Here is an 18120-nt window from a genome sequence, read left to right on the forward strand (position 1 = left end):
GGGTCCATGGGCGGTTGCTCGGCAGGAACCGTCAGAAACACTTATCCGAGAGGCCCATAGGCTCCTGCCGTCGCAGGAGCGACGATTAAAAGGGGAGGGGATTACTCCGCAGCATTCCGCTTCAGCGTTTCCTTGCGCACGGAATACTCATGCTTCGCGGCCCACTTCTTTACCAGCTTTTTCAAATCCGCATTCTCATCATCCGGCAACACGATTTTCAGTGTGACGTAGTGATCGCCGCGCTTTGTCGTTCCCGGCTTGTGCAGGCCTTTGCCTTTGAGCCGCAGTTTTGTTCCGGTGTTGGAGCCTTCCGGCACCGTGACCAAAACGGGCCCATGGGTGGTGCGCACTTCGATGCGTCCGCCCAACAGAGCCTCTTGCAGGGTTACGTTTTCTTCAGAGAACACGTCCAAGGCTTCCGACGTGAACTGTGTGTCGTCTTCAATGTGGATTTCCACCAGCGCATCGCCTGCGTGACCGCCGCCGATGCCGTTCATGCCTTGGCCTTTGAGGCGCAGGCTCTGGCCGTGCTCGGTGCCCTTGGGGATGCGGACTTTGAGCGTTTTACCCGACGTCATGCGCACGGTTTTGTCCGCGCCATTGGCGGCGTCTAAGAACGAAACCTTAAGCGTGTAGCTGACATCCGCACCATTGGCCTTGATGGATTGGTGCTTTTTGCCGCCGCCAGCACGCGCCGCACGGTCTTTGAAAAAACTGTTGAACGGGTTGTTGCCCGATTTTTTAGTGCCGCGTTTATAAGCGCCATAGCCGTAACTATCATGTCCCCCAAAACCTGCACGCTGATTGCCGTGTGCGTCGATTTCTCCGTCGTCGAACTGGCGGCGTTTGCGGGGGTCTGACAAGAGATCATAGGCCGACGAAATGTCTTTAAAGCGGTCTTCCGCACGCGTGTCGCCCGGCTTGGCGTCGGGGTGGTGCTGACGCGCCAATCGGCGATAGGCTTTTTTGATGTCGTCCGCACTGGCGGAGCTTTTCACGCCCAAGACGTGATAGGGATCGGTTTGGTGGGCCTGCATCAGGTGGATGCCTCCGGTTCGTCGACAACGCGCCATCCGCCGTCCCCAGAACGACAAGCCGTCGCTGTGGAGGTCTGGCTTTCGCCATCAACGTGAATGGTGGTTTCAAACTCACGGCAGTTTTCGCCGTTTTTGTTGATGTATGTGTCGTTTGCGCTGACCGTTCCCGAGTGCCCGCTGTTGGGATTGGACCATGTGGTGTTTTCGCCGGGTTTACCGTACTCCAGGGCGTCTGCGGTGGTTTGCTTTAAGAAACGCTTGTCGAGGTTGGTGAGCTCTTTAGCAAGATCGTGTCCGGCAAAGGCCCCCAACGTGCCGCCCAAAACCATGGCGATATCGCGGCCCACGCCGCCGCCAATTTTTGAGCCGATCACGGCGCCCAAAAGACCACCGACGACGGTGCCGACTTCCTCTGTTCTGTTTTCGGACCACGAGCATCCGGACAGGCTGGCAATCAAAAGGGCGCAAACCGCCAGTTTGGCGCTTTTGCGATATTTGGGGCTGTGTCCTGTCCAGACGGGGTGTGTCACAATTAATCTCACTGAATCTTGTACGGTTTTGACGTTCACGATCTCCCCTTCATATGTAGGGATAAGACGTATGCAAAACACGGCAATTTTGATTACAGCGCGATCGTGGTAAATAATATCTTAACATCGCTGCCGATTCTTTCTAGGAATCGGTGGAAAACAACGAAATTCGGATAAAAACGGCCCCTCCAACATGAGCGCAATTCCCACCGATGTGAACCCGCTGGATCTCTTTGCAGACTGGATGAGCGAAGCAGAAGCGAAAGAAGTCAATGATCCCAATGCCATGGCTCTGGCCACGGTTGGGGGCGACGGGGTGCCGTCTGTGCGCATGGTGCTGCTGAAGGGGTATGATGCCCGTGGCTTTGTGTTTTACACCAATTTGGGGTCGCAAAAGGCGCGCGAGCTAACGCAAAACCCCAAAGCCTCGCTTTTGTTTCACTGGAAAAGCTTGCGCCGTCAAATTCGCATTACCGGGGCTGTGGAGCCTGTGACGGATGCAGAGGCGGATGAATACTATGCTTCGCGCCCAAGAGATTCACGTATTGGCGCTTGGGCGTCTAAGCAATCTCAGCCCCTAGAGGGCATGTTCGAGCTGGAAGCCCGTGTCGCCAAATATGCGGCGAAGTTCGCCATCGGCGACATTCCGCGTCCGGACTTTTGGTCGGGTTTTCGCATCAAGGCTGAACGCATAGAGTTCTGGCACGACCGACCGTTCCGCCTGCACGAGCGCGTGACCTATGTCCAAACCGAAGACGGATGGGATAAGGAGCGCCTGTACCCATGAGCAAAGCTGAAACCAAACAACTGGACCGCGCCAGCGCCGCACGCTTGATGAAGCTGGCGACATATGCCGCTGTGGGCGTGGCGTCGACCCTAATTGTGGTGAAGTTTGCCGCCTGGCTGCTGACCGACAGTGTCAGTTTGCTGTCCACGCTGATCGACAGCTTTTTGGACGTGGCGGCATCCATCGTGAACCTATTGGCCGTGCGCCATGCGTTGGAGCCTGCGGATGAAGAGCATCGCTTTGGCTATGGCAAGGCGGAAAGCTTGGCGGGTTTGGCTCAGGCCGCGTTTATTTCCGGCTCGGCCATGTTTTTGCTGCTGGAAGCGGGCGAGCGCCTGTATAAGCCGAGCGCCGTTGAAAACACCCACATCGGCTACGCTGTCATGGTGTTTTCCATCGTCGCGACCCTGATTTTGGTGGGCTTTCAAAAGTACGTCGCCAAGCGCACGCAGTCTTTGGCGATCTCGGCTGACAGCGCGCACTACACCATGGATATTCTGGTCAACATTTCGGTGATTGCCTCGCTGTTTTTGGCCTCGGAAATGGGCTGGCAGCTTGCTGATCCGCTGTTTGCCATCGCCATTGCCTTCTACATTTTCCATGGCGCCTATGAGATTGGAATCGAAGCCTATCAGGTGCTCATGGACCGGGAATTGCCGGAAGAGGACAGATCAAAGATTCGTGAGTTGGCCTCAAAACACCCCATGGTGATGAGCATTCACGATCTGCGGACACGCCAATCGGGCCCGGATGTCTTCATCCAAATGCACGTAGAGATGCGCGGCGAAATTTCCCTGTTGGAAGCCCACGATGTCGCCGAAGACGTTATGCATAAGGTCGAAGCCGCCTATCCGCGTGCGGAAGTCCTCATCCACCAAGACCCCGCCGGCATCGAAGAAGACCGGCGGTTCAATGACTGATTGAACTGTTGATCAGCTGCTAACTGAACTACAGTCAGGATGGGTAAAATAACACTTCATATGTTGATGCGCCTGATTTAATATCCCTACAATAAATGGGCGTATTAATCCGGGCATGAAGGCACTTAATGCACAACGCGATCTTACCGCAAGGCACTGTTAAATCAGCGCAAAGCAGCTTAACAGGGACTGTTTCTGCGACCACAAACGTGAACTGGGACTTGATCCGTCTGGCACACAAGGCTGTGCGACCCATTGGCTTGGCGTGTTTGGTATTCGGTTTTGTGGTGTTTTTTGGCTACGTGTTCGGCTTCGAAAGCTTCTATCGTCCCATTCATGGGGGACCTGCGACCAATCCTTTGACAGCGCTTTGCATTGTTTTGATCGCGGGCGGGCTTGGATTTCGCAGCGTCTTTAAACAAACCCTGCTCCAGCGTGTTCTGCCCATTATCGCAGCTGTTTTGGCTTTCTTGCGTTTATCCGATGTGATTATAGGTACCGATTTTTCCGGGTTCTTCACGCCGTTTCACAATACGGTTGTTCAAGAATTAGCGACAGGTCAGAAAAACGCCATGGGCATGAACTCGGCGTTGATGCTCTTTTCCATTGCCTTTGCCATGACCTTCGACACTTTGCGTAAGCCCATGTTCGCGCAGGTGTTCGCCTTCATCGCGTTAGGTTTGCCCATGACCTCATTTACCGGGTATGCCTATGGGATTGAGCATTTTTACGGTCAAATGTCTTTAATTACGGCGTTCATTGGCCTTTCACTCGCCATTGCGACGCTCTCTTTGACCGCACACCGGGGCGCCATGCGGGCGCTGCTGAGCCCCTTCATTGGCGGCAGAATTGCCCGTTTCCAAGTGGTTTTGGGCTACGTCGTGCCGTTTGCTTTGGGCTTTTTGTTGGTCAACAACTTGGTCTTGGGCAAAGGCGACAGCATGTTCGGCTTGTTTGTGATCTCGGTCAGTTGGTTCATCATTTCGTTGGTGAGCTACAGCGCCGTTTTTCAAGAACGGGTTGATTGCAAACGCCGCGGTGCAGAGCGCCGGTTGTCCTTTTCGGCCATGGTCGATCCTTTGACGCGGTTGCCGAACCGTCGCAAAATCTATGAAGCCGGACACCGGGAAATGGAGCGTGCCAAACGCTACAACAAGGAATTCTGGCTATTGATGCTGGACTTGGACCACTTTAAGAACATCAACGATAGCGGTGGGCATGCCATGGGGGATCTGGTTTTGACCCGTGTCAGTGACGAGCTGAAGTCGTGCGTGCGCACGCTTGATGTCGTCGGGCGTTGGGGCGGGGAAGAGTTTGTGATCATCTTGACCGACACTGAGCTGGCCGGCGCCATCCATGCGGCGGAAAAAGTCCGCAAATGTATTTCTATGATGCACATTGACGGCTGGACGCCGCTCAACGGCCCGATTACGGCCTCTATCGGCTGTGCGTCCTCGAAAAACAAAAGCGTGCTGGACGATGTGTTCGCATCGGCAGATCTGGCCATGTATACCGCCAAAGACCATGGCCGCAACCTGGTTCGGTTCGAATATCAAGTCTAAGGTGCTGACCTTAAAGACTTCAATTTCTCACGTCTGAAGAATTTACGATGTCAGGTTTCTGTCAGGTCTCAGAAGCTATTATTTTCGTGTATCTTTTTCATATTTCTCTGGGAGGGGGAATGAATCAGCGTAACGAAAGCCCATCGTGCAGCATGCCCTATCAAGGCATTGAACGGCGTATCGGTGAGGATCGTCGTGACGGTAAAGATCGTCGCAATGAATACGGTGGGTTGATGTATGACCTGGACCTGCATTTGCGCCGGGTTAGCGGTCAGCGCCGCCAAAATGGTCGCCGTGAAACGGACAATCTGTAGAGCGCTTTAAACAACATCAAACACAAAAACGGCTCCTGAAATGGAGCCGTTTTCGTTTTGGGATCGTTGGGAGTTTTGAAAAAGGTCTTCTGAATATACGGAGGCGCGTTCAGACTTAGTCGAACGCTTGACCCGGTGCTGCGCCCATCTTTTTCAAGATGATCGCCAACGGGCAAAACTTGGTGAAGGCGGCTTGGAACAGGTTCAGGCCAACAAATGCCGGAATGATCAGCCACAGGATTTCTTGGGTGACGTAAAAGACACCCAGACCCGCCCAAATGACGACGCCTGCAAATGCCATAACGATGCGGTCGATGCTCATGTTCTGCTCCTTTTGAGAACGATTCAATGTTTTGACCTTGCTAATTTAGCAAAAACTAATATATAGAATCAAGAGTTCATTCGCGATAAAATGAAAATCGTGATATATCAATAGCTAAGAGCAGACCTAATTTGAGGTGCCGCCATGAAAACCATCGTTAAGTTTTTTCTTTTGGCTTTAAGCTTAAGCGCAAGCACGGCTTTTGCGGACGATCCGTTCAAAGTTGCTGTGTCGTTTGTACAAGATCAAAAGGCCGTATTCGCCACGGTGGAGAGTGTCGATGTGGTCGCCGCGCGCGCGCGCATCGGCGGCACAGTGACGGAGATGTTGGTGGACGAAGGCTCCGCCGTCACGGCTGGGCAAAAAATCGCCCGCGTGGTGGACGACAAAGTGGCCTTGCAGCTCAAATCCGTGGATGAGCAAATCCAATCTCTGAAGTCTCAATTGGCGCTGGACGACACGGAACTCTCGCGCAGCGAAAAGCTGTTTCAGTCCGGCACCATTCCCAAGGCCCGCTTGGATTCTGTGCGCACCAAACGCGAAGTGTCCGCGCGCGCCCTGTCTTCAGTTGAAGCCGAACGTGAAGTTTTGGAACAAACCCGCGTGGAAGGGGACGTGTTGGCTCCCGCAGCGGGGCGCATTTTGAAGGTTAACGTGCGCAAAGGCTCTGTCGTGTTGCCGGGTGAAGCCATCGCCAACATGGCGGCTGAGGCTTACATCCTGCGCCTGCAATTGCCCGAACGCCATGCCATGTTCATCAAAGAAGGTGACAAAGTCTTTGTCGCCGAACGTGGCCTGGGTGCGCTGAAACCCGACAGCCGCAAGAATTTAAAATCCGGCTCCATCCGCCAAGTCTATCCCGAGATCAAGCAAGGCCGCGTGGCTGCTGACGTGGAGGTTCCCGACTTGGGCGACTTCTTTGTGGGTGAGCGCATTCGTGTGTGGATCGGCACCGGAAACCGCCCGGCAATCGTCGTGCCGGAAGACTATCTCTACACCCGCTATGGCCTGACGTATGTGAAGCTGTCCGACGGTCTCGAAGTCGTGGTGCAGCCGGGACTGCCGCAAAACGGTGGCGTGGAAGTTCTCACCGGGCTCAAAGCCGGTGATCAATTGGTGAAACCCTAAAGCTGGAAAGGAAAACGTCCCATGACAAATCCTGATCAGCCGTTAGGTCTTTCGGGTCACTTGACCAAAGCCTTTTTGCGTTCCCCTTTGACGCCGTTGATCTTGCTGGCCTCGCTCGCCTTAGGGCTGGTCGCGATGATGGCGTTGCCGCGTGAAGAAGAGCCGCAAATCTCCGTTCCCCTGGTGGACATCTTGGTAGATGCCAACGGGCTCAAAGCCGAAGACGTGGTGGAACTGGTCACCAAGCCGTTGGAAGACATCATCAACGGTGTGAACAATGTCGAACACGTCTATTCCATGACCGAAGACGACCGCGTCATGGTCACCGCGCGCTTTGACGTGGGCACGGACGAAGATGTCGCCATCTTGCGCGTGCACGATGAAATCCGCGCCAACATGTCCCATATTCCCATCGGTATTCCCGACCCACTTGTGATTGGGCGCGGCATCAACGATGTGCCCATTGTTACCATCACGTTGGCACCCACTGGGGCTGAGGCTGAACGGTGGAACGACAATGCGCTCTATAACGTTGCTGATGAATTGATGCATGAATTGGTCAAGGTCGCAGACGTCGGCTTGACCTTTATCGTCGGTGGGCGCGAAGACCAAATCCGCGTTGAGCCCGATCCCGAACGTTTGTCGCTGTATGGTGTGACCTTGCAACAACTCATCGGCAAAGTCGAAAGTGCGAACCGTTCGTTTAAGGTCGGCACCGTGCGTGAAGGCGGTCAGTCTTTGAGCGTCATGGCCGGGCAAACCCTGATGGGCATGCCCGACATCGGCTTGTTGATGATCACCGCGCGCGATGGCCGTCCTGTTTACGTCAAAGACGTCGCCAACGTTGTGGTTGGGGCCAAGCCAGAAGAACACCGCGTGTGGCACATCGAAAACGGTGCAGAGGCAACGCCTGCCGTCACCCTCGCCATCGCCAAGCGCAAAGGCGCCAACGCTGTTCTTGTTGCCGATGAAATCGTGCAGCGTTTGGACAAGGTCAAAGGCTCGCTGCTACCGGCCGACGTGGAAGCGACCATTACGCGCAACTACGGCGAAACGGCCTTGGAAAAATCGGACGAGCTGATGTTCCATCTGGGGCTTGCCACCATTTCCATCGTGATTTTGGTGGGCTGGGCCTTGGGCTGGCGCGAAGGCATCGTGGTGATGGTCGTTGTGCCGACCACCATTTTGCTGACCATGTTTGCCGCTTGGATGATGGACTTCACCATCAACCGGGTGAGCTTGTTCGCCCTGATTTTCTCCATCGGTATTTTGGTCGATGACGCCATTGTGGTGGTGGAAAACATCGTGCGTCACTGGAACATGAAAGACGGACGCAGCCCTTTGCAGGCCACCGTCGAAGCCGTCGCCGAAGTGGGCAATCCCACCATCATCGCGACGCTGACCATCGTAGCGGCCTTGTTGCCGATGATGTTTGTGTCCGGCTTGATGGGGCCGTACATGAGCCCCATTCCCGCCAACGCGTCTTCGGCCATGGTGTTTTCGTTCTTTGTCGCCATGATTATTACGCCGTGGTTGCTTTGTAAGATCACGTGCTGGAAAGGCTCCATGCCCCAAACCATGATTGCAGAGCCCGAAGCAGATTTTGGTGACGGCGACGGACACGATCCACACGGGCCAGGGATGCTGGGCAACTTCTATAAACGCATTGCGACGAACTTGCTGAAAGGGCGGGCGAACTCCATCAAGTTGTTGGTGATCACAGGCATTGCCACCGTGGCGTCGACGGTTTTGTTCGCGACCAAAGACGTGACGGTGAAACTTCTGCCGTTCGACAACAAGTCCGAAATGCAAGTTGTGATCGATCTTCCCGAAGGCTCAAGCCTAGAAGCAACCGAGCGCGTCTTGCTCGACATCGCCGAGCGCATCAAAGACGTTGAAGAGCTCACCCACATGCAGGCTTATGTGGGCACAGCCATGCCGTTCAACTTTAACGGCTTGGTGCGTCATTATTATCTGCGCGCTGAAACGTGGCAGGGTGAGCTGCAGATTAACTTGAAAGAAAAACACGACCGCGATCGCCAAAGCCATGACGTGGCCTTGCATATTCGTGGCTTGCTGGACGGCTTGGACGTGCCGTCGGGAACCTCTGTGAAAGTCGTCGAGGTGCCGCCGGGACCGCCCGTGATGGCAACCTTGATGGCAGAGGTCTATGGCCCCACACCCGAACAACGCCGTGCGGCGGCGGCCAAAGTGCGGCGTGCATTTGAAGGCATCGATTATGTCACGGACGTGGACGACAGCTATGGCCAGCCCGCCACGCGCATTCGTTTGGAAATCGATCAGGAAAACCTGGAATTCCACGGCGTTCAGGAAAGTGATTTATACAACACCATTGAAGCCATTGTCGGCGGTAAGTCGGTGGGCTATTCCCAGCGCGGCCAAGGCATCAATCCCATTGAGATCGCTATTCGATTGCCCAAAGAAGGCCTCAGCCTGTCTGAACGCATTCTGTCTACGCCTGTGCCGGCGCCGGGCCCCGCAGGCGATACGGGGCGCGTGGTGGAGTTGGGCGACGTGGTGCGGGTGGTGCGCGAAGAAGCTTCCTATCCGTTGTTTCGCCGTGACGGCCACTTTGCCGTGTTGGTGACGGGTGAAATGGCGGGCGAATTCGAAGCGCCCATCTATGGCATGTTCGCGGTGCAAGACAAGCTCGACCAAATGGATTGGTCCGACTTTGGCGGCGCACCGACCATCAGCTATCACGGCCAGCCCAAGGACGAAAGTTCCATCACCGTCTTGTGGGATGGGGAGTGGGAAGTCACCTACATCACCTTCCGCGATATGGGGCTGGCCTTTGTGTTTGCGCTGCTGGGGATTTACCTGTTGGTGGTCGGCCAGTTCGGCAGCTTTAAACTGCCGTTGGTGATTTTGACCCCTGTGCCGCTGACGTTGATCGGCATCATGTTTGGTCACTGGATTTTCGACGCGCCGTTTTCGGCTACGTCCATGATCGGCTTTATCGCCTTGGCAGGAATTATCGTGCGCAACTCCATCTTGCTGGTGGACTTTATCCGCGCGCGCCAGACATCCGGCTTACCTTTGCGCGACGTTTTGATCGAAGCGGGCACCATTCGCTTTAAGCCGATCTTCCTGACCGCCATTGCCGCTATGATCGGTGCCGCCTTCATCTTGGCGGATCCCATTTTCCAAGGTCTCGCCATTTCCATGGTGTTTGGTTTGGCCAGCTCAACGGCGTTAACGCTGTTGGTGATCCCAGCCATTTATGTGGTGCTGCGCGACGATGGGCGGGACATGGAAATCCATTAATTCCGGGGATACGGGGCGGTATGCGATTAAGTGTGATAATACAACAATAGGACCGTTCTAACAGGTTCACGCAATTGTTATTGTCATTGGCGTGGATGTTTCTATATGCAAAAGCCCTAATTTAAAAATGGGCAAGTTTTGTTATGGATTCTTTGGGTGCGCAGACCCCAGTTATTTTCGCCGTCGATGCTGAAAACAACATCGTCTTGACGGAGGGGGATTGGTATACCTTTGCCCATGAAAATGATGGCGAGCACCTCGCCGATGTGCTGGGCGACAGTCTTTGGGATCATGTCTCGGATCCGGGGCTGAAGCTCTTTTACAAAGGTTTGATCGGCGAGATTCGCAGCAAAAAACGCTCACATCTCTCCTATTTGTACCGCTGCGACGGGCCACAAGAACAGCGCTTGTTCCGCATGGTGGTCGAGCACAATTCCCGTGGTGTCATCCGCTTTACCAGTTTTTTGGAGCACGCGACCGAGCACACCGAAGCTGCCTATTTGGTGAGTTCTTCGACCAAGGCCAATCTGCACATCTGTGCCGAATGCATGAAAGTCCTGGTCGAAGACATGTGGGTCGAAATCTGCGACGCCCTAACGGCCTATGAAATCCTAAAAGAAAACCTGTTCTTCAAATTCACGTTGTCGAAGTGTCCGTGCAGGTGAACGGACGAGCACCGGGCTTTTTTTCATTTTGACTTTGGGCGTTTCAATCCCCATCCTCTGACCATGACCGATCAGAGGACTTCCCCGTTTACGCCTGTGTTGATTGCCAGCTCGATGATCTTGCTGGTGGGGTTTGCTATTCGGGCGAGCTTTGGCGTGTTTCAAATTCCCATTGCCGATGAATTCGGCTGGCTGCGGGCGGAGTTTTCCCTCGCCATCGCCATACAGAATTTGGCCTGGGGCATTGGGCAGCCCGTCTTCAGCGCCATTGCCGAAAAGTTTTCCGACCGCAAAGCCATTTTTTTGGGCGCCGTCATTTATGCGTTGGGGTTGTTGCTCAGCAGTGTTTCGACCACCCCGTTGGAACACCAGCTCTATGAAGTCCTGGTGGGCTTCGGTGTCGCAGGCACGGGATTTGGTGTGGTCTTGGCCGTTGTTGGCCGCGCAACGGCAGAAGAGCACCGTTCGTTGGCGCTGGGTATTGCGACAGCCATGGGCTCGGCCGGGCAAATCGTCGGCCCGCCTGTGGCAAACGCTTTGCTGTCGGTGATGCCGTGGTCCAGTGTCTTCGTCATCTTTGCCGCAGTCATTCTTTTGGCGCTGGTGTTGCTACCGTGGGTGAAGGCCGATGACAGCCAGCTGGCGTCCGAAGCCCAACACGAAAGCATGGGCGAGGTGGTGGCGAAGGCTTTGCGCGACCCGTCCTACATCATGATCTTTTTGGGCTTCTTTTCGTGTGGCTTTCAGCTGGCGTTCGTGACTGCTCACTTTCCGGCGTTTGTGGCCGAGGTCTGTTCCGCCATTCCCGACGGCTCGTTGGTGAAAAACATCGGTGTGGACTCCACCGCCGCCCTGGGTGCGTTTGCCATTGCTTTGATAGGCATGGCCAACGTGGTGGGCACGGTGGCGGCTGGGGCGCTGGGCAAATATTATTCCAAAAAATACTTGCTGGCCTTGATCTACACCGGGCGCACAGTGATTGCAGCTTGGTTCATTTTGGTGCCCATGACGCCGACGACCGTGATTGTGTTTTCCGTCACCATGGGCGCATTGTGGTTGGCGACCGTGCCGTTGACGTCGGGCTTGGTGGCGCACATTTATGGGCTTCGCTATATGGGCACGCTTTACGGCATTGTGTTTTTCTCTCACCAACTGGGCTCATTTTTGGGCGTTTGGCTGGGCGGGGAGCTCTATGATATGTACGGCTCTTATGACGTGGTGTGGTGGGTTGGTGTGGGCGTCGGCGCGTTTTCCGCACTGATCAACTTGCCCGTTCGTGAAGCCCCTTATGAACGACTAGCCGCAGCTGAGTAAATTCTGTAATTTGCATACATGATTAGAGACGACCAGTCCGAACAGGTGGCGCTGTTATCCGATCCTTCGGTGTTTCGTGATGGAACCGAAGAGGTCGGTCGCGTCACCACCCATGCTTCCGAAGTGTTTATCGGCAAGACCCGTGTGTTGAAACTCAAGCGTGCGGTGGAATTTCCGTTCATGGATTATTCCACCAAAGAAAAGCGTTTAAAAAACGCCGAAGCGGAAGTGAGGCTCAACAGCCGCACCGCGCCGGGGATGTATCGGGGCGTTTTGCCCATCACGCGCTCGGATGAAACGGGCAAACTGCTCTTGAACGAGCCGGGTGAGGTGGTCGATTGGGTGATCGAGATGGCGCGCTTTGACGAAAGCACGCTGTTCGACCGCTTGGCTGAAGAGGGCAAGCTGGGGCGCCATTTGATGGAACACTTGGCTGACAAAATATCGAGCTTCCACGCCACAGCCGACGCCCGTCAAGACGGTGGTGGCCGCACCGGGATTGCGCTGACCATCGAAAGCAATCACAAATCGTTCCAAGAAAACGCCCCGGGTATCTTGAACATGAACCATGTGAAGGAGCTCACGGACCGCTCCTTGGACATGGCGGACGAGCAGGGCATCTTGCTGCAACAGCGCCGCCTCACGGGCTTTGTGCGCCATTGTCACGGCGATATGCACCTGCGCAACATTTTCTTAGAAAACGGCGAGCCGGTGCTGTTCGACTGCATCGAGTTTAACGAGCAGTTTTCCACCATAGACGTGCTCTACGACTTGGCGTTTTTGCTGATGGACTTGGACCATCGGGGGCATAGGACCTTGGCCAACGTGACCATGAACCGTTATCTGGACATCATGGGCGAAACGGTGGGGCTGTCGGTGTTGCCCTTGTTCTTGAGCGTGCGCGCAGCGGTGCGTTCGTTTGTCGCGTGCGCGGTGGCGAAATCGGTGGATGACGACGCGCTCAAAGCCCAACAGTCTCAAGACGCGCAGAGCTATTTGGATATGGCGCGCGGTTACTTAAATCCGCCCGAACCCCGCTTGATCGCGGTGGGGGGATTGTCGGGCAGTGGTAAGTCACGCCTGGGCCGCGAGCTCGCCCAATACATCGGCGCAGCCCCAGGGGCGCGTGTGATCCGCAGTGACGTCATGCGCAAACGCCTCGCCGGGGTGCATCCTCTGGACAAACTACCACCCGAAAGCTACACGCCGGAAATGTCGGAACGGACCTATCAAGCTGTTTTCGACATGGCAGCGGATGTGTTGGAAACGGGCCATTCGGTGATAGCGGACTGTGTTTTTTCCAAACCCGAAGAACGTACGGCCATTGCCGAAGTCGCCCAAGACATGGACGTTCCGTTTGACGGCTTTTGGTTGGAAGCCTCCCCAGACATCATGAAAGAGCGTGTGACCAAGCGCACCAACAATCCGTCCGACGCGGACGCTGCTGTGGTGCAAATGCAGCTGGGTTATGAGCTGGGCGAAGTGGGCTGGCACAAAATCAATTCGTCCGGTACTCGCGCAGAAACGGATGCGCAGGCGCTGAGCTACCTCGACCTCTAAGACCTTTCATTCGAACCGCTTTCGGTTCAAAATAGAACAAGGGTCATCAGAGAGGATATATGGTCATGCGCACGATTTTGGTTCCCGTCGATGGGGCATCGGACAACGAAGGCCTGCTCAACACATCATTTGAAATTGCCCGAACCTTTGGCGCACATGTGGAAGTCTTGCACGTGCGTGCCGACCCGCGCGACGCTGTGCCGTTGTTTGGCGAAGGCATGTCCGGTGACATGATTGAAGAGATGGTCGAGGCTGCGGATAAAAACGCGCTTGTCCGCGCGAACGAACTGGAACGTTTGTTTGTCCGCTTGTACTCAGCGCGCGACTATACACACACGACCATGCCTCTCGACCAAGGAAACGCCCCCACAGTGGAATGGCGAGAAACCATTGGACGCGAGGATGAGGTAGTGGCTGCGCGTGGTCGTTTGGCGGATATGATCGTGACCATGCGTCCAGACGAAAACGCGTCCCCGATGCGCGCGCTAACCCTGCAAACGGCCTTGTTCGAGTGTGGGCGCCCGGTGCTGGTGTTGCCGCCCAAAGCGATTATTCAAGATATCGGAAGCCATATCGCCATTGCCTGGAACGGCACGCCCCAAGCCACGCGTGCGGTGCAAGGCGCAATGGGCTTCCTTGCAAATGCTGAAAAGGTTTCGGTGCTGACGTGTGGTACGGACAGGACTGAACCCGATGGCGCACTAGAGTTGCAAGGCTATCTGGCTTGGCATGGCGTCTCGTCGAGCGTTGTGGACTGCGGCACAGATCATAACGACGTCGGTCAAGCCTTGATGGAAGGGTGTGCCGACATTGGTGCTGATATATTGGTGTGCGGCGCGTATTCCCATTCGCGTTTGCTGCAAACGGTGATGGGCGGCGTGACGAGCTCGTTGATGGAACAGGCTGGGCTGCCCGTTTTGTTTTCGCACTAAAAAAACACCACCCAAAACGAAGCGTCGTTTCAGGTGGTGTTTTTAATGATGAGGGGCCTTGATTCAAAGGCGGCTTAGTTACCTAACACGGAATTGGCGAGCAAAATAGCCGCGATAAAACATGACGACGCTTTGGCCGCTGGCCTCCGCGTCGAACACCTTCCATTTGCCGTTGGTATGATAGTAGCGCAGGTTCACCGTGATCGGTTCGCCTTGGCCACGCTTGACCATCAAGGGAACAACCCGTTCGCCCTTGGATGTGCCGATGCGCGTTTTGCCCACTTGGAACTGGGTGTTCATGTTGTCACCCGCCAGCTCCACCAGCTTCGTCGTGAAGTTGGTTTGCAAAGCTTCGCGCGCGCTGCTTTTTTGCTGCGGTGACATGCGCATGGACAAACGGCCCAAAGCCATCTTGGTCATGGTGTTGAAATCGATGTCGGTGGCGATTTGATCGGCGATGATGCCGATGGCGGTCGTGCGATCGATTCCCGTTTGTTGGGCTTTGGCGACGAAGCTCCGGAACGCTTCGATGTTGTGTTTGACGTTGACGGCCGGATCGGGTGCACCCTTAAAGTCCACTTGCGGTGCGCGCGGTGCGTAGGTGCGCGGCGCGACCTGAGGCGCAACTTGTGGGGCTTGACGTTTAACGCAACATCCCGGTGCATAACGCGGGTTGCGCGGGGCGTAGCGTTGTTGGTTTTGTGGGGGCATGTTGCCCTGACCATAACCGTAGGACGGCTGGCCGTAATACTGCGCAGATGCGCCAGTACCCACCAGCGTGGCGGCGGTTGTGAAGGCTGCGACAAGAAGATGTTTCATAAACTCTCTCTGCTGCTATTCGGTTACAAAAGTTGAGCTGATTATGACAAGTCCTGCGCACAAAGCCAGCCTAAGATTGAAAGCTTCAAAAAAGAATCATGATCTACAACAAGGCAGGGCTTTTATCCGCGTTCTCAAACGCCATGGGGGCGCTGTAAGCTTGGAGTTTATCTGCCAACGCGTCGAACGAAAGGGAGGGATCAATCCAAAGACTCTCGTCTTCGGGTTTGAGAATAACCGGCATGCGGTCATGGATATCTGCGATGTCCGTTGACGGTGTTGTGGTGATGATGGTGACCGTATCCCCGTCCGCACCCACCAGCCCGGCCATGGCGAAGAGGTCTTGGCCACCGGGGTGAATGCGCATCTTTTGTTTTGGCCCGCCTTGGGGGCGTTGCCATTCGAAGTACGCGCTGGCGGGCACCAGACAGCGGCGGTTGAGAAGGGGGCGAAATGTGGGTTTGTCTTGCAAGCTTTCGGCGCGCGCGTTGATTAAGGGTTTGGCGTCCCAATCGACTTTCAGCCCCCACCCCAAAAGCCGGCCGCGCGCGTGCCCGCTTTCCCCGTCAATGGTGAGGATGCGATCTGTGGGTTTCATCTCAGGCCCACGCACAGATGGCGGGGCGAGCTTGAGCCCGAAGCGCTTCTTGATCTTCTTGTTGGCCTCTTTGACTTCGAAACGTCCGCACATACCACTGGAATCGCAAAGCTGTTTGAACTAACTTCTCAAGTATGGCTCAAGATACAAAAACAGTCATCATCACAGGCGCATCGCGTGGCATTGGTCACGCGACGGCTCAGTTGTTTCTGGAACGCGGCTGGCAAGTCATCACGTGCGCGCGCGGTGACGCGCCCGACGACTTCCAAAGCCATGACGATTGGTTGGCGCATATTCCCACCGACTTGTCGGATGCCGACAGCGTGGCCGCGTTCATTTCCGAGGCTACCAAGGTCTTGGACGGGCGACCGTTAAACGCCTTGGTCAACAATGCAGGTCTGTCGCCCAAAACGCCATTTAAGGAACGCTTGGGCTGTTTGAACGGCGATCTGGATGCGTGGCGCGAAGTGTTCGAGATTAACTTCTTTGCCAGCCTGCGCTTGTCGCGTGGCTTTGCCTCAGCCCTGCACAATGCCAAAGGTGCGATTGTCAACATCACCTCCATCGCCGGGCACTACATTCATCCCTTTGCGGGTTCGGCGTATTCGATTTCCAAGGCCGCTCTCAGCGCCATGACCCGTGAAATGGCCGGGGAGTTTGCCGCGCTGGACGTGCGGGTCAACGCCGTTGCTCCGGGTGAGATTGAGACCTCCATGATCCAACCGGAATACGAAGCGTTAATTCCGCGCATCCCGCTGGATCGCATGGGCGCGCCCAAGGATGTGGCGAGCACGGTCTATTACCTGTGTTCAGAAGACAGCAACTACGTCACCGGGACCGAGATCTGGGTCACCGGCGGCCAGCATATGTACTGAGACTAGGCCACACGCTCTTCACGCATAATTCCAATTAAGGCCTCAGCCACCGGATGGTCGATGTTGTTTCTGTGACGCGCGATCCAAAGGGTGCGCATGATGCGAAAGTTGCTGACTTTGATGTGGTGAAGCCGTCCCTTGTCGATGTGCTCTTGCACGGCGAAGCGGGGCAGGAAGCTCACGTGTTGCCCGGGCACGAGAACGTCCACCAAAGCATCTGTTGCCCCAACCTCCAACACGACATCCAGCTTGTGAATGCCGATGCGCTCCAGCGCTTCGTCCAGATCCAGCCGTGACGAAGACCCCGGCTCACGCAAGACGAAGGTCATGTCCAGCAGCATGGTGATGGGGATCATGTCTTCATCCACCAAGGGGTGGTCGGGTCCGCACACCAACAGCAATTCGTCGTCCATCCATTTTTGCACCATCAGGTCGGGATGTTCGGGCGGGCGTTCCAAAAGGGCTAAGTCGGTAACGCCGCGAGCTAAGTTGTTTTCACTTTGGCGGCCATAGACCAAACGCGAGTTGATGCGGTTTTCGGGATAAAGTTCAGAGAATCGCAGCAGCAGTTTCGGCAAAAAATGCTCGCCGATGGCGATGGTCACGTCCAAATGTAGGGTGCTTTTGCCCTGTTTGAGGCCTTCCAACTCTTGGCGCAGGGAAAGCTGGCGGTCCAGGGTTTGTACAGCCAGAAAGTAGACCTTCTCTCCAGCCTCGGTCAGGCGCATTTTGCCGCCGTAGCGCTCCACCAACTTGAGGCCATAGCTGTCTTCCAGCGTGGACAACCGCTTGGTCACGGCGGGCTGACCAACGTTGAGCGCGTGTGCGGCGGCAGATACGCTGCCTTTTTCCACAATTGCGCGCAGCGCCGCCCATCCACGAATGTCTGGGAGATTTTTATATTCCATTTAGGAATATTAGAAGAAAATAAAGAAATAGCCAAGCGGCAACTTTAGAAAGATACTCCGGTCAGAATTTATCGCGCATTTTCGGGTAGTTCTGCAGCTTTTGGAGCCTTTCTAGCCTGAAAGCAGGGGATTAGTCATCTCTCAGAACTTACGATTAATTCCACTTTGGAATGAAATTTTTGCGCTGCAATACGAGTAGGAGCAAAGGATGACCGAAACAATGGTCACGCATATTGACGGTGCCGCCCTCGGGACCGGGACCCCCAAACGGCGCAAATGGCGTTTGCGCAACCTGTTGATGCTGCGCCCGCAGGCCAAAGCTGCTATCGCTTTTGGTTTGATGAGTGCGGCGCTGTATTACGGCCTGTATTATTTCAACGACGACATCCGCCACGTGGCTGAAATGACCAACCGGGGTGATCGTACGTTCTTCTTGCTGCCCATTGCTCTTGCGTTTGTGTTTTCGATTGTCCACGGAATTTTCACGGATCGTTTCTGGGATGCCTTGGGTTTGAAAGCGAAACGGTGATAACATGACCTCGGTGATGACAACACAGGGGG

18 protein-coding genes are annotated in these 18120 nt (G+C 55.2%); 12 read left to right on the forward strand and 6 right to left on the reverse strand.

Features of this window, described 5'->3' with window-relative positions; genetic code table 11:
• Positions 1-101: 101 nt before the first annotated feature.
• The gene (locus V5T82_RS04860; RefSeq protein ID WP_332894479.1) at positions 102-1073 is read right to left on the reverse strand and encodes a DnaJ C-terminal domain-containing protein; all 972 of its coding nucleotides are present in this window, start codon (positions 1071-1073) and stop codon (positions 102-104) included.
• Positions 1037-1567 carry an RT0821/Lpp0805 family surface protein gene (locus V5T82_RS04865; protein ID WP_332894480.1) on the reverse strand — a complete coding sequence of 177 codons (531 nt, stop codon included), beginning with the start codon at positions 1565-1567 and terminating at the stop codon, positions 1037-1039. The genes V5T82_RS04860 and V5T82_RS04865 overlap by 37 nt, the downstream gene beginning before the upstream one ends.
• 193 nt (positions 1568-1760) lie before the next feature.
• Between V5T82_RS04865 and pdxH the strand changes: the two genes are divergently transcribed.
• From pdxH to V5T82_RS04885, 4 genes are all read left to right on the forward strand, one after another.
• On the forward strand, positions 1761-2354 hold the full coding sequence (gene pdxH, locus V5T82_RS04870; protein ID WP_332894481.1) for a pyridoxamine 5'-phosphate oxidase: 594 nt from the start codon (positions 1761-1763) through the stop codon (positions 2352-2354).
• Positions 2351-3274 (forward strand): cation diffusion facilitator family transporter, encoded by a 924-nt coding sequence (locus V5T82_RS04875; RefSeq protein ID WP_332894482.1) that lies wholly within the window; start codon positions 2351-2353, stop codon positions 3272-3274. Before pdxH ends, V5T82_RS04875 begins: the two co-directional genes overlap by 4 nt.
• Positions 3275-3402: 128 nt before the next feature.
• A complete protein-coding gene (locus V5T82_RS04880; RefSeq protein ID WP_332894483.1) occupies positions 3403-4836 on the forward strand; it encodes a GGDEF domain-containing protein in 1434 nt (477 codons plus the stop codon).
• A gap of 119 nt (positions 4837-4955) precedes the next feature.
• Entirely contained in the window at positions 4956-5150 is a 195-nt protein-coding gene (locus tag V5T82_RS04885) for a hypothetical protein (protein ID WP_332894484.1), read from the forward strand.
• 115 nt (positions 5151-5265) lie between these two features.
• Here V5T82_RS04885 and V5T82_RS04890 read toward each other — a convergent pair whose 3' ends face one another.
• Positions 5266-5472: a YgaP family membrane protein gene (locus V5T82_RS04890; RefSeq protein ID WP_332894485.1), complete on the reverse strand. Its 207-nt coding sequence runs from the start codon at positions 5470-5472 to the stop codon at positions 5266-5268.
• A 144-nt stretch (positions 5473-5616) separates the two neighbouring features.
• On the opposite strand from V5T82_RS04890, the gene V5T82_RS04895 reads away from it, so the two are divergent.
• From V5T82_RS04895 to V5T82_RS04920, 6 genes are all read left to right on the forward strand, one after another.
• Positions 5617-6600: an efflux RND transporter periplasmic adaptor subunit gene (locus V5T82_RS04895; protein ID WP_332894486.1), complete on the forward strand. Its 984-nt coding sequence runs from the start codon at positions 5617-5619 to the stop codon at positions 6598-6600.
• A gap of 21 nt (positions 6601-6621) precedes the next feature.
• Positions 6622-9888 carry an efflux RND transporter permease subunit gene (locus tag V5T82_RS04900; protein WP_332894487.1) on the forward strand — a complete coding sequence of 1089 codons (3267 nt, stop codon included), beginning with the start codon at positions 6622-6624 and terminating at the stop codon, positions 9886-9888.
• A gap of 143 nt (positions 9889-10031) precedes the next feature.
• Positions 10032-10553 carry a hypothetical protein gene (locus V5T82_RS04905; protein ID WP_332894489.1) on the forward strand — a complete coding sequence of 174 codons (522 nt, stop codon included), beginning with the start codon at positions 10032-10034 and terminating at the stop codon, positions 10551-10553.
• A gap of 63 nt (positions 10554-10616) precedes the next feature.
• Positions 10617-11867 carry an MFS transporter gene (locus V5T82_RS04910; protein ID WP_332894490.1) on the forward strand — a complete coding sequence of 417 codons (1251 nt, stop codon included), beginning with the start codon at positions 10617-10619 and terminating at the stop codon, positions 11865-11867.
• Positions 11868-11885: 18 nt separating this feature from the next.
• A complete protein-coding gene (locus V5T82_RS04915) occupies positions 11886-13427 on the forward strand; it encodes a bifunctional aminoglycoside phosphotransferase/ATP-binding protein (RefSeq protein WP_332894491.1) in 1542 nt (513 codons plus the stop codon).
• 65 nt (positions 13428-13492) lie between these two features.
• Positions 13493-14359, forward strand: coding sequence for a universal stress protein (locus V5T82_RS04920; RefSeq protein WP_332894492.1), 867 nt, complete (start codon positions 13493-13495; stop codon positions 14357-14359).
• A 78-nt stretch (positions 14360-14437) separates the two neighbouring features.
• Here V5T82_RS04920 and V5T82_RS04925 read toward each other — a convergent pair whose 3' ends face one another.
• Together V5T82_RS04925 and V5T82_RS04930 are read right to left on the reverse strand one after the other, a co-directional pair.
• Positions 14438-15178 carry an ABC transporter substrate-binding protein gene (locus tag V5T82_RS04925; protein ID WP_332894493.1) on the reverse strand — a complete coding sequence of 247 codons (741 nt, stop codon included), beginning with the start codon at positions 15176-15178 and terminating at the stop codon, positions 14438-14440.
• A gap of 103 nt (positions 15179-15281) precedes the next feature.
• Positions 15282-15869, reverse strand: a complete 588-nt coding sequence (locus V5T82_RS04930; protein WP_332894494.1) for an SOS response-associated peptidase — start codon at positions 15867-15869, stop codon at positions 15282-15284.
• 41 nt (positions 15870-15910) lie between these two features.
• On the opposite strand from V5T82_RS04930, the gene V5T82_RS04935 reads away from it, so the two are divergent.
• A complete protein-coding gene (locus V5T82_RS04935; protein ID WP_332894495.1) occupies positions 15911-16651 on the forward strand; it encodes an SDR family NAD(P)-dependent oxidoreductase in 741 nt (246 codons plus the stop codon).
• Between the two features lie 2 nt (positions 16652-16653).
• On the opposite strand, the gene V5T82_RS04940 is transcribed toward V5T82_RS04935, so the two are convergent.
• A complete protein-coding gene (locus tag V5T82_RS04940; RefSeq protein ID WP_332894496.1) occupies positions 16654-17559 on the reverse strand; it encodes a LysR family transcriptional regulator in 906 nt (301 codons plus the stop codon).
• Positions 17560-17767: 208 nt separating this feature from the next.
• Here V5T82_RS04940 and V5T82_RS04945 point away from each other — a divergent pair, with 208 nt between their 5' ends.
• On the forward strand, positions 17768-18088 hold the full coding sequence (locus V5T82_RS04945) for a hypothetical protein (protein WP_332894497.1): 321 nt from the start codon (positions 17768-17770) through the stop codon (positions 18086-18088).
• Positions 18089-18120: the final 32 nt, after the last annotated feature.

This window comes from Magnetovibrio sp. PR-2 (assembly GCF_036689815.1).
Taxonomy (GTDB): Bacteria; Pseudomonadota; Alphaproteobacteria; order Rhodospirillales; family Magnetovibrionaceae; genus Magnetovibrio.